Origin of the sequence: Priestia koreensis (genome assembly GCF_022646885.1) — a bacterium.
Lineage (GTDB): Bacteria > Bacillota > Bacilli > Bacillales > Bacillaceae_H > Bacillus_AG > Bacillus_AG koreensis_A.
In genome coordinates this window covers 1,281,250-1,299,183 of record NZ_CP061868.1, presented here as the reverse complement: position 1 = coordinate 1,299,183, position 17,934 = coordinate 1,281,250, and the positions used below count along the sequence as shown (strand labels likewise).

Annotated in this window: 10 protein-coding genes and 2 pseudogenes; 4 read left to right on the top strand and 8 right to left on the bottom strand. The window is 37.7% G+C overall.

Annotated features, from left to right (window positions below; genetic code table 11):
- Positions 1-149 precede the first annotated feature (149 nt).
- Positions 150-2,429, bottom strand: coding sequence for a DEAD/DEAH box helicase (locus tag IE339_RS06395; RefSeq protein ID WP_242174984.1), 2,280 nt, complete (start codon positions 2,427-2,429; stop codon positions 150-152).
- A gap of 128 nt (positions 2,430-2,557) precedes the next feature.
- Here IE339_RS06395 and IE339_RS06390 point away from each other — a divergent pair, with 128 nt between their 5' ends.
- Positions 2,558-2,809 carry a DNA alkylation repair protein gene (locus IE339_RS06390; RefSeq protein ID WP_242174982.1) on the top strand — a complete coding sequence of 84 codons (252 nt, stop codon included), beginning with the start codon at positions 2,558-2,560 and terminating at the stop codon, positions 2,807-2,809.
- Positions 2,810-2,845: 36 nt separating this feature from the next.
- Here IE339_RS06390 and IE339_RS06385 read toward each other — a convergent pair.
- Positions 2,846-4,942, bottom strand: a pseudogene (locus IE339_RS06385) (thioredoxin domain-containing protein).
- Positions 4,943-5,050: 108 nt separating this feature from the next.
- Here IE339_RS06385 and IE339_RS06380 point away from each other — a divergent pair.
- Together IE339_RS06380 and IE339_RS06375 are read left to right on the top strand one after the other, a co-directional pair.
- Positions 5,051-5,479: a spore germination protein gene (locus tag IE339_RS06380; RefSeq protein ID WP_242174981.1), complete on the top strand. Its 429-nt coding sequence runs from the start codon at positions 5,051-5,053 to the stop codon at positions 5,477-5,479.
- Between the two features lie 511 nt (positions 5,480-5,990).
- Positions 5,991-6,416: pseudogene (locus IE339_RS06375) on the top strand (carboxymuconolactone decarboxylase family protein).
- A 285-nt stretch (positions 6,417-6,701) separates the two neighbouring features.
- Here IE339_RS06375 and IE339_RS06370 read toward each other — a convergent pair.
- Positions 6,702-6,884, bottom strand: a complete 183-nt coding sequence (locus tag IE339_RS06370) for a hypothetical protein (protein WP_242174979.1) — start codon at positions 6,882-6,884, stop codon at positions 6,702-6,704.
- A 239-nt stretch (positions 6,885-7,123) separates the two neighbouring features.
- On the opposite strand from IE339_RS06370, the gene IE339_RS06365 reads away from it, so the two are divergent.
- Complete coding sequence (locus IE339_RS06365; protein ID WP_242174977.1) at positions 7,124-8,047, top strand: helix-turn-helix domain-containing protein; 924 nt, start codon at positions 7,124-7,126, stop codon at positions 8,045-8,047.
- Between the two features lie 528 nt (positions 8,048-8,575).
- On the opposite strand, the gene IE339_RS06360 is transcribed toward IE339_RS06365, so the two are convergent.
- The 5 genes from IE339_RS06360 to lanM (IE339_RS06340) form a co-directional block, all read right to left on the bottom strand.
- Positions 8,576-8,740 carry a hypothetical protein gene (locus IE339_RS06360; protein ID WP_242174975.1) on the bottom strand — a complete coding sequence of 55 codons (165 nt, stop codon included), beginning with the start codon at positions 8,738-8,740 and terminating at the stop codon, positions 8,576-8,578.
- Positions 8,741-8,762: 22 nt separating this feature from the next.
- The gene (locus IE339_RS06355; RefSeq protein ID WP_242174974.1) at positions 8,763-9,875 is read right to left on the bottom strand and encodes an alcohol dehydrogenase catalytic domain-containing protein; all 1,113 of its coding nucleotides are present in this window, start codon (positions 9,873-9,875) and stop codon (positions 8,763-8,765) included.
- 155 nt (positions 9,876-10,030) lie between these two features.
- The gene (gene lanM / locus IE339_RS06350) at positions 10,031-12,835 is read right to left on the bottom strand and encodes a type 2 lanthipeptide synthetase LanM (RefSeq protein ID WP_242174971.1); all 2,805 of its coding nucleotides are present in this window, start codon (positions 12,833-12,835) and stop codon (positions 10,031-10,033) included.
- Positions 12,826-14,976: a peptidase domain-containing ABC transporter gene (locus tag IE339_RS06345; RefSeq protein WP_242174969.1), complete on the bottom strand. Its 2,151-nt coding sequence runs from the start codon at positions 14,974-14,976 to the stop codon at positions 12,826-12,828. Before IE339_RS06345 ends, lanM (IE339_RS06350) begins: the two co-directional genes overlap by 10 nt.
- A gap of 18 nt (positions 14,977-14,994) precedes the next feature.
- Positions 14,995-17,928, bottom strand: a complete 2,934-nt coding sequence (gene lanM, locus IE339_RS06340; protein WP_242174967.1) for a type 2 lanthipeptide synthetase LanM — start codon at positions 17,926-17,928, stop codon at positions 14,995-14,997.
- Positions 17,929-17,934 lie beyond the last annotated feature (6 nt).

Sequence of the window (17,934 nt, the reverse complement as noted above, 5' to 3'; positions counted from 1 at the left end):
TGCTTTTTCATCCGGTTCAATTTTGATTTTAGGGACACCTTCATCACCTTTTATTCTCATATTGTTTCGTTTACTATATCACGTTTTCTTACCGTTTTTCATTTTCCTTGCAAAGAAAAACACTAAGGAAGTTCCCTAGTGTTTAGCATCTATTCAGAAGTTGATTGTAGAAGGCGCAGTAGCTTTAGCGCGTCTTGTTTCGCTGTGTCACCTGTCGCTTCCATTCCGATACAAGACGGGCATCCTGACTCACACGAGCAGTCTCCAATCATCCCATAAGCCTCCGCTAGCAGCTGGTCCATCATCGTATACACCTTATCACTAAGACCGACACCACCTGGATAACGGTCATATAAAAAGATCGTAGGCTTTTCATTATGCACTGCTTTTAACTGCGGAACCGTATGCAAGTCAGACGGATCACACATGACCATAAGCGGCGCAATGGACTGCAGAGAGTGTGACACGGAAATAAGTGCTTGTTCTACACGCTCCGTTGATCCCCCGAACAATGCATCAGGCTCAAAGCTAATCCAGACTGCATTTGTATGCAGCTCCTCTTCTGGGAGGTGAATCGGACCTGATCCGATGTTTTCATGTGTTTCAAACTTAATCTTCTTAAAAATCGTTGCCATCGCACTTACCATTACGTCGCCATAGCCGACCTCATAAGGTGCGTGTTCAAAATGCTTATCTTCTTCTAGAACCTTTAAATTAACGGCTAGATTCGCATCGGTAAAGTAGTCCACGTCCACCTCACGAACATACGCCTTCTTCTCGTCCCAATCTAGTTCCTCTACTTGAAACTGCGTACCTTGATGAAGATAAATAGCTTCGTCATGTAACAGCGTCATCGCACTAAACGTATCCATTTCCCCAATGACTTTGACATTCGCTACGTCTGAAATATCAATAATCACCACGTTTTCTTGAGACGCAGAACGCAGACTAATGTTGTGAGCAGGAAACGAATCATTCATCCAATACCACTTGTCACCGTTTAAATGCACGACGCGCTCTTCACCTAAAAATTCGAGCACGTCTTCAATATCCACCCCCCAAAACTGCTCTCCTTGCCTAAACGGCAGCTCATAGGATGCACATTTCACATGATCGACTAAGATCACCAAGTTATCAGGATTGATTCGGGCCGTTTCTGGGTTTTGCTCAAAGAAATACGCAGGATTTTGAATGATATACTGATCGAGTGGACTAGAGCTTGCTACCATCACAATAACCGCTTCTCCGTGCCGACGCCCTGCTCGTCCTGCCTGCTGCCAGGCGCTTGCAATCGTTCCTGGATATCCGGTCATAATACATACTTGAAGCTGACCGATATCAACTCCTAGCTCAAGTGCATTGGTGCTGACGACCCCGTATATTTCACCGTTTCGCAGGCCTCGCTCAATTTCACGGCGCTGTTTCGGTAAATATCCACCCCGATACCCTTGAATGGACTTCGCACTCAGCTCGTTTTTCACTAACTCCTGAAGATACGTTAAAATGATCTCCACTCGGACACGACTGCGCGCAAACACGATCGTTTGAATTTTATTTTTCAAAAATTCTCCCGCAAGCTTCCGTACCTCAAGGGTAGCGCTTCGCCGAATATTAAGGGGCTTATTTACGATTGGCGGATTATAAAAGATAAAATGCTTTCGTCCTGTCGGAGCACCGTTGTTATTAATCAAGGTAACCTGTTCTCCTGTTAACTGCGAAGCAAGCTCATTTGGATTGGCAATGGTAGCAGACGTGCAAATGAACGTTGGATTGCTACCGTAATACGCACAAATGCGCTTTAATCGACGGATTACATTCGCAACATGACTTCCGAATACGCCGCGATACGTGTGCAGTTCGTCAATGACGATATACTTTAAGTTTTCAAACAAAGACACCCATTTTGTATGATGTGGCAAAATAGCAGAATGCAGCATATCTGGATTCGTAATAACGACGTGACCTGCTTTTCGTACCTTTTGCCGAATGTTTGCAGGTGTATCTCCGTCATATGTGTAGCTGTTAATCGGCACACCCATTTCCTCGATCATCTCGTTGATCTCGCTCTTTTGGTCCTGTGCGAGCGCTTTTGTTGGAAATAAATAAAGAGCTCTCGACTGCTCATCTTCTAGTACGCTTTGTAAAACAGGAAGGTTATAGCACAGCGTTTTACCAGATGCTGTTGGCGTAACCGCCACAAAGTGCTGTTTATGATAAGCCTTGTGAAAGGCTGTTTCTTGGTGGGTATAAAGAGCCCCAATACCACGATTTTCTAAGGCGATCTTTAATCGTTCGTCCATAAAATTAGGAAACGGAGCCGTTTTGGCTTCCGTTGGCTCAATGGTTTCCCAATGAATGACCTGATCTTTATAGTCAGGATTTTCTTTTAAAAGGTCAATAATTTCATGTAACTCTTTTTTTACTCTCATCTTCATCACCTGCTTCTATTTTACCGAATATGCGTTCTGAATAAAACCACTAGTTTTTACGGACGCGGATGAACTTCCTACAATTGGATAAGGTAATAATGAAATCATTATGTAAGGAGTGAATCGATATGGCAACGGCTTATTTATGCCCAAGCTGCAAAACCAACCGAACGAGATTCAACGTGATCGAACAAGTCGCGACTTCCGTGAAACTCGACCCTCGTACAGGTGATGTAGAAGAAACGTATACAAATGAAAACGTACACCCTTTTCATAAACCGTATCAAGGACCACAGCGCAGAATTCAATGTGCGGCTTGTGGATTGGTTGAAGATGAACAAATGTTTCAAGCTTTCGCTGAGCATCATAAGCTCACGTAAAGGAAAACCAGGCTCACAGATGGGCCTGGTTTCTTTTTACTTTTGTAGAAGCTGATCGATTACTTCCTTAACATCGTGTGTCGGGCGCTCACACGCAAAATTGGCACAGTTATAAACTGTCGTTTTCCCCTCTACAAACTGATAATCCTCTATAAAAGGTAGACGCACCTCGGCTCCATCTTCTACTACAAGATACGCTACTTCTGGCAAAAACTCTTTTTGTAAAATCGAAACAAGATCTCGAACATCCTGATCATCCTTTGAGCCACGTATAACAATTTCACGATGATCCATTTGCAGCTCGAGAAATGCATGTAAAAACTGAGCATGTCCACTTCCATAACTTGTTACTTCCCGCTCAAACGTTTGAAACATTCGGTGTACGTACTTAAGGATTTCTTGATTCCCTGTTAGCTTTGCGAGCTTAAGAAGCTGTGTCACCGCAACGCCATTTCCAGATGGAAGCGCACCGTCATAGCTTTCTTTCTCACGGGCAATGAGCTCCTCGCCGTCATTCGCACTAAAATAAAAGCCACCGTGTTCTTCATCCCAGAAGAGACGAAATAACTCGTCGCTCAATTTTTGCGCTTTTTCTAAATAATCCAATGACAGCGTTGCTTGATAAAGCTCCATATAAGCCCACAGCAAATAGGCATAGTCATCAACAAATCCCTTTTCTTTTACCTCACCGTCTCGGTAGCGGACCATTAAGCGATCGTTAAGAATCATCTTGTCTTCAATAAATGCTAGGGCACGTTTGGCTCGTGAAATATAGTCATTGCGATCAAAGACGCGTCCTGCCTTCGCTAACGCACTAATCATTAATCCGTTCCAAGACGCTAAAATTTTATCATCTACATGCGGGTAGATACGCTTTTCTCGTTCTGCTAACAGCAAGCTTTTGGCATCTTCTAGTCTAGAAAACAAGTTGTCTCCGTAGCGTTCTACTTTTTTATCGATCTCGGTGTAAATGAGGTGTGGAATATTCGCTCCCTCAAAGTTTCCTTCATCACGAATGTTGTACACATCGATGAACATCTTCGCTTCTCGTTCAGGCAGGACTCGCTCGATCTCTTCCTTGCTCCACACGTAATACTTTCCTTCTATGCCCTCACAATCTGCATCAATGGCCGAGTAAAAGGCTCCTTGTTCTCCCGTCATCTCCCGGTCCAAAAACGTCACCATATCCTCTACAATCTCTCTGTAGCGCATATCCTTTACCATTTGGTACCCTTCTGCATAGGCATGAATAAGCAATGCATTGTCATAAAGCATTTTTTCAAAATGAGGAACGAGCCACTGTGGATCTGTCGAATAACGTGAGAACCCAGACCCGATGTGGTCATAAATCCCTCCGTTTGCTAAACTGCCGAGCGTTTTTCGGACCATGTAGAGAGCATTTTCATTTTCACTCCACTTGTAATACCGAAGTAAAAATGTGAGCATGTGGGGTGTCGGAAACTTCGGTGCTTGCCCAAAGCCGCCGTATACCGTATCAAAACTTCCAGCAAGCTGCTGAAACGTTTTATGTAAAATAGATGGTGACAGGGTTTGATCGGATGAAACGTGCAAGTTCTGCTTCAACCCTCTCATAATATTGTTTGCAACATTCTCGACATGATCCCGGTCATCCTCAAAGCGTGTTGATAATTGTTGAAGAACATCCATAAAACCCGGTCTGTTCATCATGCTTGTTTTAGGAAAATATGTACCGGCGAAAAAAGGCTTTTGATCAGGTGTCAAAAACACATTAAGCGGCCAGCCCCCCTGCTGGGTAATCATCTGACACACCTTCATATAAATTGAATCAACGTCCGGTCGCTCTTCTCGGTCCACTTTAACCGCGATAAAATGATCATTAAGGAGCGCTGCAACCTCTTGATCCTCGAAGCTTTCATGCGCCATAACGTGACACCAATGACAAGTAGATATAATCATCCTCTATTTCATCGTATAGCCCGAAGGCTAGGAATAGCCAATTGACACCAATACCGGCTTACCTTCCCTTTTAGCCTTTTGAAACGCTTCAGGTCCCCACGCAAACCAGTCAACAGGATTATGAGCATGTTGTAAAAGATAAGGTGACTTTTCATGTATTAATCGATTTGTATATTTATGTTTATTTTCAAACATATCTATCACTTCCTTTAATTTATTGTACAACTACCTAATTTAATATTACCCCTTCTAATGTTAGAACACTAATTTTTATTAATCAAAAGATATAAACTTCTGCCCACTATGCTCGTCGTTGTGGGTGTTACCGCAATATCAAGCTTTACGCTTGTGAATCAATCCCTGGCGGGGAATATTTTCTTCTTAAGAATATTCATCCTAGTTATTAGCTATTTTTTAGGTATGTTCGGCTTTGTACTAACTTTCATTTCGACAATTATTTATATGTCAAAATTAACATCGTTTAAGGTCCCTCTTCTTGCAGTTGGTTTGGATCCGAACTGGAAGAAATCACTTCAGGTATTTGGAAAGCTTCCCTATAATTTGTCTCGATTTTTTAGCGGTCGGAACGCCTTGAAGGCAAGGCATCAGACACGATCGTTAGGCATGGATGAAGATGCAAGAAAAGAAAAGGTTTTACAACCCTTGAATCCCCTACTTCATGCAACCGGTAAGGGTGCTAAATGGTGGGTAGTTCACTTTATGAATGAATAAAAAGAAATTCCCACTTTTCAGCACTTCTATCCATCTAATAGGTTTTAGTATATACATATCAATGTATATTTTCATTTAAAACTTCTTCCGGCTCGATATTTAGATGACATTTATGTTTAACAAGCCCCCAACAAGAAGCAAGAAAATAGAATTCATCCTCTGTCAGTAGTTGCATATGACAAATCTTATTCCGAATAGGAATTAACTTATACAATGCAGCTCGATCAGAAATGGAATAAAAATCTTTTAGCTCCTCATATTTCCCACATAACCTGATTACGTCGTAATGGACCATGTGTTTCTATCATAATCTGCTTATCATTATTCTTTAATGAAACTTCAATTTTATGGACATATTTCTACTGTTTTCTTACATAATGACTGAATTTCATTTGTAAAAGTTTCTCCCCTTTTTAGTTACATTTAAAATATTTTTCAATAAATAACGATGCATACGAAATACAAAAAGGGATTTTTAGCTTTATACTTAAATAGAAAGGTTGGTGACGATATGCCGAGGATTTCTTTTTCTACGAATGGGGATACCCCCTTCCAACAATTATTAGGGTATAATCCATCTATTATGGAGTCATGGAACACATTGGGAACTAACTTAGAGGGAGACGGTTGTTTATCAGCTCCATTAAAAGAGCAAATGAGAAGGGTTTTAGCTCAACAGAATGGTTGCTAATATTGTAAGGCAAAAGGCAAGCCAGATCCTCAATCATATAATGAAAAAACAGCCATTGCTGTGGGGTTTGCAGAGGTGGTTCTCAAACAAAGAGGGCAAATAGAAGATTCTATTTTCACTACACTAAAAGATACGTTTAACGAGCAAGAAATTAGCGAGCTATGCGCTTTTATTTGCTTTACAACGGCTTCACAAAATTTCGGTTCCATCTTATCTTTAGAACCGCAAAATGAGGAACGTAAATGAAGTAATAGTAAACTGCAAAATTAAAACATGTCTATGTAAAAAAAGGATTCTCAACAAAATAAATAATCATCTCTCTAGTGGGAGAGATGATTATTATTAGGAGGCTAGTCAAAGTGCCTGAAGCCTCATAGAGCAATCTATTATTTAACCTTACGCTTAAAGGCTTTTAATTTATATCCAGCAATATTTCTTTCTTACCCGTATTTGTACTTAGTAAAGACCTCACCTAAATTTCCTACTATGTAACATGGGATACTCTATCTAAACACATTATAACGTTATTAATTAGTGCTTGAACGGAAGTTCGTCATCTCCTAAAGTAATGGAACCATTTAAATCTAACCCTAACGCTACCTCGTGATAAGTAGAAGCTGTACTTACTTCAGATCCCTTGCTATAACTGTTGTCTACTACACCGAAAGTTACTAATGCCAATAATAAGTTCGTGCATACTAATAGTTTTTTCAATTAATACCGCCCCTTTAATAATTATGGTTTTATTAACTTACAGCTGTCTAATCAATGTAGCTTGCCCTTAAGTAAAATATACCATATTATAACCAATTTTCTTCCAACTATTAAATATTAAAATCCTTATATGATGGATCATCTTAGCGACAGACATTTTGCATATATTTTACATCTACTTTAAATGAATTGTGGTAAAATATGTGTATCATAAAAGTCTTTGATATGAGGTGTTCAAAATGGATCCCTATGTTGATATTGCCATTGGAAGTACTATTAAAGGTTTAAGGGTTTCTTCAGGTATTTCACAAAAGGAGCTCTCCGAAGGTGTATGCACCCAATCTCTAATCAGTCAAATAGAGAGTGGAAATAATATTCCTAACTCTATTTTATTGAAACAGATAGCCGAGAAATTAGGAATTACATTAGATGGTTTGCTGCTTATGTCCGAATATCCTAAGTTTGACCATTTTGTGGAAATAGAATCCAAATTGATAAAACTTATTGAGTTTAATAATTACAAAGAAGCATTAGAAATGATTGAATACGAAAAAGAAAATACGGCAATTAAAAGTGGAAAGGTGAAACAGTTTTTCCTGTGGGCTGAAGGGGTATGTCAGTATTATTTAAATAACAACTTTACACTAGCAATGGATCTTTTGAAAGAAGCATCAAGGTCTTCAAGTAATCTCGTCTTTTCCTATCAGGATGCTAAAATATTGAATAGCCAGGGCATTTTATACGCACATGAAAACTTATTAGAAGAATCTGTTGAAACTTTCAAACTCATTTTATCTACCAATAAAAAGCTTTCACCTTATGTAGTATCTCTTTCACCTTTGTTACCGAAAGTTTATTACAATCTGTCAAAGGTTTTTACTATTCAAGGGTGCTACGAAGAATCTATTTCACATTGTCAAGAAGGAATAAAATACAGTAAAAACATGGAATCCATTTCTGATCTCGGTGAATTATTTTTCCAAATAGGAATAAATTACGAGAAGTTAGAACAGTACAACGAATCATTAATATGGTTAACAAAATCCCAAGATATTTTTGAACTAAAGGTGAGCGATTATGAGCTTTTACCGGTAATTACAAATAAAATTCAAGAAGTCAATACATTGCTAAAAGAAAGATTAAACCATCAATTTCACAAGTAGATACCATCTATAACACAAATCACTTTCTACATATTAATGATGATTGCTGTTATTTTTGAAGAAATGATTATAGGGAACATGGGGTAACGAAAAGAAACGTATTTTTCATTTTAAAAATACGCAGCGTGAAACTGTGAACAATTATCTTCTTCGCCATTAACTTTAATTTGTATTTACTTTGAAGATCCTTTTCAGATTTCCTTTTAAAATATTCATATTTTTTAGGACTCCAGAACCTTATCTCTTCGCACTAAGAAGAACTAAAGTTCTGGATTTTATGATGTTAAAATCATAGCCTACTGGCCTGCCAAAGAAGATTTTTTCATTTAACGATGCCTAAAACAGAGGATAACTAATAGCTTGTAATATTCTAAGAAAGTTCCTAGGTTTATAAGATTTATATTAAATGGATTCATCTATGTACGTTATCTGCCAAAGAAGAAAAGCAATCTAAATAAGCACACCATTACACATACCTGAGTAGCTTATAAGGTTCTATAGGAAGTATTTATTCAGAAATAACTAACTTTATCCTTTATTGAAGTACCTATATAGAAGAATGGCAACGATTACCGCCACCAAACAACCTATGCCTCTAGATAACCAGATATTTATACTTTCCGTTATCCGATTTGCCATTGTACCAATAAATGCAGAGAAAAAAATTAGTAAAAGCCATTTTGTTGTTGACACGATAACTCCCTCCTACTGAATGTTAGTTTGAGTATAGTAGAACACATTTTCCAAATCGTGCAGAATCAAAAAAAGAACGTTGTATGAATTCTACACCTTGTTCTATTCTATATTCCTCATCAATGATTATTCTCATTTCATTTTTATTTTGCAATTGAATTGCCCCTTCTAAATCTTCTCGTGAACCTAGGCAATTCCCCAAAATAGCAACATTTTTCACAATACTCATCTCCAATGCTCCTCTGACCGTAGCCTCCGCATCCCTTGGAGTTTCATTAGATAATAATGGATGTTGATCTCTTATCCCACAAGTAATGTAGGTTCCACCTGTTTGTAAGAAATGTAACGCATAGCCAATATTCATATCAAAAAACGGATCAAAAACATGTGTAATTTGTTGATCGCCCAGACTATTAGCTTCATTATTAAGTGCGCTACTCAAAGACATAATGCGACTAGGTTGTATTGCCTGTATTTCATCTTCGTTCCAATCTGATGTTGATAAACAAAGTGGAGTAATTCCGTAAGAAAGTAATTGTTTAATAATAAAGAGTGAGGTATTTGAGCGTGCGCTTAATACTAAAGGATTTCCACCGTTCTCAAGAATTCGAGACCGCCTAATCATTCCTGCTGCAGTTTGAGATCCTAGAGAAAAACAAGCACCTTCACTTTCAGTTAAAGTATTTGGTTTTTTAATGATCTTTTTCTTATGTAGGCGCAACCAACCCATTGATGCAAAATTTGTAGCTACACCGGGCAAAATCCCTTCTTTTCCGCTATAAGGGTATGAACAATCAGATATTACACCATCACCAATCTCAAACTCATGTACCCCCTTACCAACAGCAACAACTTCTGCGCTAAATTCTGACCCAAATGGAACAAATAATCGGTCAGATCGTATAATCGAATTGTAGTTTTCAACTAATAAGGCTTTATCGCGATAATTACATGAAAATGCGGTTACGCGTACCAATACATACTCGTCGTTTTTCACATTTGCAGTATCAAAAGTGGGTTGGTCACAGTCAATTGCACCAAACAGTATATTTACTTCTCCAAACTTAACAGTTCCTAATTCTGTATATTCCATTGATTCTTTTTTATTAGGATTAATTGCTACTAATGAACGCATTTTATCTTCTCCCCACTACACCTAAATTTTATTTATAAATCCCTTTAACATCCGTTCATTTGCCTATATACCTATAAAACCCCTTGCACATATGTATATACACTCCTTTGATAATAAACCCTCATACCAAAGGAGCTTTTTTATAGCCTCATACTTTACTGTGACATTTCCTCCAAATTTCTTTTGGGAGGATTAATCTTGTACGCATAGTTTTGTTGATACGAAACAGAACTCAGATTAAGCGGGAACCATATAGACTTATTGTTGTTATACATCTTTAACATAAGAGCTGAATCAGCTACTCCACTCCACCCAAGGAAGTAGCCCAAAAGATAATCTCTATTCTTTTCCCCAGTATAGAATCCGTTTGTCTTAGCTAGGTTTAAAGTGTTTTCCCAATACTGATTTGCAAGTGAAAGATACCATGAATCCCCTAGAGCCTGATAGGCAAACAGTAGGGATTGAAGTACCCCTGCAGCCCCATGACATATAGATAAATCTACAGGTCTATCTTTAAATAGCTCAGTGGATCTTTTTGCTACTTCATATAAATCTATTGGTTGGTTTAACAAACTTGCCATTTCGGCTAGAACCATTAACAACCCCGCATTTCCGTTACACCAACCTGCAGAATTAGGAAAGGATATTTGTAGCGCCTGTTCTAACAATTGATTACATTTTTCCATGTTTTTTAAAGCATAAGACAATCTAAATTGCGACCAAATCGTTCCTAAATTTCCATGTGCTATTCCATCACTAGGTAACATTGCGGAGGAACTCTCGATAAAAATCTTGGATTCTAATTCTCTTAATGTCTCATTTGGTGTATTAGAAAAGGATGCTAATGTGAGCCCCAAACCCGTTAGACCAATAAACGCATCTCCAATTGCTGTATCTTCTGATAAAAGCTGCGTTGCTACATCTTCTATTTCTTTCGCTCTAGTTAAGTGATGACCAAATACAAAATCTAACGAACTTGCACCCGATATAATAGATTTTGGTGCAGATTCTAATTGCGCAGAAAATGCATGACGAAGAGAACTTAAACCTTTATTAGCCTGATTTAGAAGCTCAATGTACTCTTGGGATGATTGCTTGTACTCTTTCATGTGCTCTAAAAGAAATAAAATACCTCCCGTGTCATGAAGCGAAATTAAAGCAATAGAATCATAAGAGATTGGAATATTTCCATAAACTCCTCCGATCCATCCAGTTTCAGCATTATCTCCTTTAGTCGTAATAGCTAAAGACTGTATTAACTCCACTAAAGGATCGGGATTATCTTTTGTCACTTTTTGCAAGGCATTTGAAAAAAGCGGTGATTGATAGCCTAAGTCCTCAATGTTTTTGTACTTAGATTCATGTATTCTAATTTCCGAATAGCCTTCTGCAATTATGCGCTGATCATGTATTAGTTTTTCCTCTGAAAGCTCCTGTAACATCGTTATTGCGTTATTTGCGGGTGACACATCAAATATGTCATTTGAAACAAAGTCCATGGAATATAAACGCTTATCATTTGCTTTTATCGAAAAATGCGGAATATCTCCAGCTTTTATAGACCGAATTTCTTCCTTCAAGGTCTTTTTAGCTATTTCCGAATCTCTAACTAGCTTAGGCGGTTTTAAATAATGTAAGACTTTATTGATTGTAGTTTCATCAATTAGATTTTCCGGAAACAAGCAAGCATCCAACATAAAGTAATACTGAGATGTAGGTCTAATAACAACCCTAACTGAACATTCAATATGAGTTAATGTTGAATAAATTTGTTCTCGTTTATCCATTACCTTTTCATATCCATCTGAGTAACCATTAAGAAAATCTTTTTGAAATGGAAGTGGATCAGGTGGCTGATTACCGACTAAGGTAATTGGGACAGTTGTTCGCTTAACCGTAATCTTTTCCTTGGCCAAGTCTATTGCATCTGTACCTGCATTTTTTAATGTAAAAACCATTTCGTTTGTTTCTTGTGGATACGGTGTATTAATTGCACCAATTAATATTTCATGTGGAAGTGTTAATTGTTTAGCTGGAATAATCGATGTGTTAGCAATTGAACGCATGATCCTTCCCTGCATTAGTTCTGGAAGAGAATGACCACGACCATCATGGTATTTGGGCTGCAAACTTGTTTCTAAATCAACAAAATAAGGGAATGTACCGTTAAAAATAATATTCTCATCATGTAAATCTGTTGCTCCAAGGCAGCTAAACACCGCCGCACATAAACCTAAATTATAATAAGCATCACTAGTCTCTAGCTGATTTATCGATGTATGTTGCACAAACTCCTGCCAACCATACTTGTCTCGATTAATGGTTCTAGGAACCGGAGAATGACCTTGCAGAGCATCAAATTTTAACGTTTCCGAAAATAAATTATCTATTAAAACGTCCACCTCTAAAGAGCGAGGCTTATAGAGCAGCTTAATTGATGATTCAAACTCCAAACAAAGATTCACTTTTGACCCATTATGAGGATCTGATTCAAGAGGTGTAATAGACTGCAACTTTGCCCCTGATTTAATCAAACCTTTTGATAAGAGTAAAGCAGCATCGTTGCTAAAGTGTTGCGATACACTTTCAATGAAAGAACGTGTATTCTTTACGGATTGTGTAATCATTTTTTTTAGAAAATCATATTTTTCGAACCACTTACTTACGATTTCTTTGTCAATCGTGCTAACATATTGATCAAATATCTTTGAGGATGACGGATCTGCTGGATAAGACAAACTTTCTCGATATTTGTGAAATTCATATACAAACGTTTTATGACATAGTCTCCATACGTGATATTGCAGTAATGTATGTAAACAATCCATAGATGCTATTTCTGCATGAGCCACACAATTTTGTTTAGATAGATGTTCTTTTACTTTATCTTTCGTTTGGTTTATTTCATCGGCAAATAAATTTTCCACAGCATAGACAAGTTTCTCCGCTACTAACTGCATTCCAAACTCTCCTTTTTAAGCTCTGCACTAAACAGTTCTGCATATAAGCCATCTTGAACTATTAATTCTTCATGAGATCCAACTTCTACAATGCATCCATTTTCAAGCACGACAATGCGATCAGCATTTAGGATCGTTGCAAGTCGATGTGCTATCACAACTTTTGTACAGTTAATACTCGATAATGCCTCATACACAATGGTTTGTGAGATATTATCCAGCGATGAAGTTGCTTCATCCATCACTAGCAATTTAGGTGTTTGGAGCAAAATTCGCGCTATATGAATACGCTGGCGTTGTCCTCCAGATAGGTTTGCTCCTGTTTCTGAAATAACTGTGTTATATCCCATCGGAAACTTTCGAATAAAATCTAAAAAACCCAATGAATCACAAAATTCTCGTATTTCTCCTTCTGTACGTTGACACCCCAGTTTAAGATTCTCCATTATTGTTCGATTGTGCAAATGCGCTTCCTGAGGAATATAGCTAATAGATTTTCGTAGGGTATCGAGGTTGTATTCATGATACTCCATTCCTCCGAAATATATTGAACCACTAGTAGACTCAAATAAACTGCTTATTACTTTTCCGAGTGTCGTTTTACCAGATCCCGATAAACCAACAAGAGCAATTGTTTCTCCATCGGAAATATCTAAGTTAATATCTTTAATGGCAGGAACGTCATCCGAAGTATAACTAAAGCTAAGATTATTTATAGATACTGATCCTGACTCCATTTCATGTGAATTTTCAACGGAGTGTTCTTTTGGATATTCAAATATGTCCTCAGCTAAGACAATATACCGCATTGCCACCATAATTTCTGATGCTGTTGTGAAGATTGAATTCATATAAACAAACAATAAAGATACAATAGATTGAACTGCAATTGCTTGACCAAGAGTCAAGAAACCTAATTCCGCCATATATATACTGCTAACAAGAATAATTAGCGGTGCAAATACTTGTATTCCAGATAATATTGATCCTATTATTCCTTGCTGGATGCGCATTCTATTGTTTGTAGCATTTAAGTATCGTTTAAAACGCTCTTTCCAGTCATTAATATAAGATTGAACATACCCACCTAGTTTTACGCTGTTGATGGAAACCACCGCATCTAACTGTATGCTCTGTGCATTGGTCCCCTCATGTAATTCCTTGTCAGTGGCAGCATTTACATAAGATTGACCAATCACTAGAAAAACAAAAGTTGCTAGGATAAATGAAAGTACGATTGTCCCAAGTAACGGTGATATCCAAAAAATATATCCTAATATGGCTATACTACTTATAAAGTCCAAGCATGCCTGGACCAGGGTGGATCCTAAAACATGCTGTATTCTTGTAAGGGAGTTAAGTCGATAAATAATTTCCCCAGGAGCCCTTACAGTAAAATACTTGGCTCCCAGCGATAAAACACGTGTGAATGCACCACCAATAAGATGCCAGCTAAAGCGATAGATGATCTTTATTGAGATAAAGGTTCTGAGATAATTAAGGGCTATCATAGCAAACATTGCTAGTATGAGAGACCCAAGTATAGTAGCAAATGAAGTAACATCATTAAGTCCCCTATCAATTAAACGCTGTGTAAACAAGGGAATGGCTAATGTCATTCCCACTAACAAAATGCTTAAGATAGCAATTTTCACGTAAAGATTTATCATATTAGATGGCCAAATGTATTCCTTTTTCCACTGGGAAAGCTTGCTGGTGCTACGCTTTTCAAAATCTGCTCCAGGTTTAGCCACCAATACATATTCTTCAAGATTTTCTAGAAACTCTGAGTGAGGAATAGTTACACGACCTATAGAAGGATCCATAATAATTACTTCGTGTTCACTATAGGACTCAATACAAACGAAGTGATACCCTTTCCAAAAAGCAATGATGGGAAAGTCCATTACCGTGAATGCTTGTGGATCTTTTATTCGATATGTTTTGGCTTCCATTCCGAAATGAGAAAATAGCTCTTTTAACTTCTGTAAACCTAAACCGTCTCGTCCTGGCTCTTTTATTTGCCTTAGTTCTGTAATAGATATTTGATAATCATAAGCCTCCAAGATTGTTCTGACACAACATAGCCCACATTCAGCTTGTGCTAATTGTAAAGTTGGCTTGAGTTTTATTTTTTTCATTTTTTAAATACCTTCACGTCAACTACCAAACGTTAAAGGGGAAGTTTTAATGGTAGGATCAAGAGATTTGCAAAGGTGTAATAGTGCTCCAGCTTTCCCTGCCATTAATCCCGGGCTTAGAGGATATCGGCCTTTTCCGTTTTTATAGTAGCTGAAAATATATTCTGGAGAGCAGAAAGTCGTTTGCATCCCTAGAAGAATGTCAGAAGTTTCTTCTGGAAATGATTCACTCACGTATTGAAGCGCCTCTACTATTCCCAAACTTCCATGGCAAAGTACTGGAACACGAGAGACTGGGATTCTTCTTAATTGATCAATTACATTTAGAACAGATTCTTTCGGAAGAATGTTTGATTTGTATGCTTCGTAATAGGCAATTAATAGCCCTGCTAAACCGTTACACCAAGATGATGAGACATTCATATTTCCACCATCTTTATATATCTCAATAATTCCATCATTGTTTGTGTACTTATTACGAATTAACAAATCAATATCCTCTACTACTCTCTTTAACTCACTGGTTTTCTGTCTTTGATTGACTAATGCAAAGAACCAAAGTAATTGACCATAACCGTGAGTTAATCCTGACGTTACTTCAGTATCACTGGCATTCATTTTTCCATATGCCATTGAAAGAATGCTGCTGATAAGGTCATCATTTAATTTAAACTCTTCTTGCGTTCGGTATCTCATCACAATTGAACTACTTTTTCCCGTAATCATATCGAAAAAATTATGATCCGGTGCATCTAGATGACGGTGCAATAGTGGCCACGCATCGGCAGCAACCTCTTTCCATCTTTCGTTCCCAACGTAATTTCCTGCTGCAAATAACGTCCATAGGAGACCTGAAACTCCAGAAAATCCACCAATTCCAGAAAGAAGGACATTTCTAAGTTCAAAACTTTTATCCTCAAGGATTTTGGATGATTTTTCAAAGATATCATTGGAAGCTGTTATCGCATCATGGTCTGATAGAAGCTTACCTGAAACTGCTAGCGCCAGTGCAGGACCAACTCGTCCATTATACAAGTCGTAACCTAACACTCCAGGTGTCCATCCTTGCCCCCCGAATTTTGCAACAGGACCAACCCAAGTCTTTGGTAAGTGTTCATAGCGGTCATCCAAAACAGATTCACTAATGGATTTAGAAAACCATGAGATGATCTCCTTGTGTTTTTTATTATCGTAATCTTTTACTGTATGCAATTTTTCAAATTTGTTCTTTTCTTCATTAATAAACACTGATTCATCCAAATTTAACTTCCCATCTGCATGTGGATCAGCTAACTTAGCAACAAAAGCTAGTCTTATTAGGTTCGTTTGTACAGTCAAATCTTTCTCTGTAAGTTGTTCCATCTTAGACACAAATTGTGATTCAGGACTTGTTGGAATGTGAGAAACGACTTCATCTCCAGAAAGAACCTCTGTTCCTTGGAAGTTAACGGAAAAATACGGTATGTCACCATTCCAAAGTTGGCTACATTCAGATAGAACCAAGTTTGTATCGCTCGTCAAACTAAGAATTCCAGTACGCGACAATAAAGTATGTGCGGTATTTATATCTCTAGAAGGTTCTGCATCAGATAAGATACGCAAAATCTGTTCATATCTGTATGTCATATTATGTATATAACGGAATTTAACCTTGCTGAATGCCTTTCTAGCTGCATCAATAAACAGATGCTTTTGTGGATAAACTTGCATGAAAAATTCAGAGAAGCCGCCAATAATTTGGTCACATCTTTCATGTATATAAGCTTCAAATTCTGGGTCATTTGATAACGTATTATCAATGTTTTGCTTCTTCCAAACCACCCGTATATCAGAGGAGAAACCATCTTTTATATCAAAAGTTTTAAACGGACTCACGCTATTTTCGTTTCGAATGCCAGTAAAACCAACATCAACAGAACCTTGACCTGCTTTGGTGCCTAATGATATTGGGAGGATGCCTGTTCCATATACAGATTTTTCCAATGCGTAATAAGCGCTTTTTTTAGACTCTAGAATTCCCTTTCTAATTCTAGATGGATGAAATAGAGTTTCTAGATCGATTGGCAGTGGGCCCTCATCCGTCCATAGTATATTGCTGTAATGCATGTCTGTAGCATTTAATAAAAACATTAAGCATGCTAGTCTTCCCGCTTGAAACATGTCAGTCTTTTCTTCATTCATTTCTACAAATTCTGTAAAGCCATAATCTCCGCAGTGAATGACCGTCAGAGAAGGCATTTTAGGAGAAATGAATGTGTTAATCTCTTGAATAAAATTGGTGTACCCTAGCTCTCCAGATACTGAACGTGGCTTGAATACAATTTTTTCACCTTGTTCAAACGTAATAATTGCTACTGACGTTCCGTTGTTATGTGTATCTCCACCTGACTCCACAGACACAATACGGCTCGTGGACGAAATGTGAAGTTTTGTCTCTATTTCAGATCGATGCTGTTGAGTTAATAAAATAGCGTTTTTAATTGCTAAAGCCCTGTTCTCTAATAAATGATTGCATCTTCCCCATCCAATAGAATAAACTTCTGCAAATTCCTTGAATTTGGTCATCATTAATTGTTGAGTATAATAGTCATAAATTTCTTTTGAATTCATAGACTGCTTAGGTAACGTCTTAATGTGCTCCGCAAAAGACCTGATTAAGTATGAGAAAGCTACCTGTGAGAATAACTCACAGATAGCATGTTTGAATGATTTAGAATCCAAAAGGTACTGGTCTATATTCGAGTCCCATACTTTCTCCCAGGCATTTTTCGCGATCATCCTACAAGGGTTATGAAAAGGGTAAAATTCCTGGGACTTGAAAGTATCCACATTACTAAGATTATCTTGAGAATGCACAGACAGCTCATCAATATAATGTAAAAGTGGTGCAATATGTTCGTCGAAATCTGACTGCTCCAACTCTGGATAAAACTGTTTTTTGTAGGTAATCATAAAATT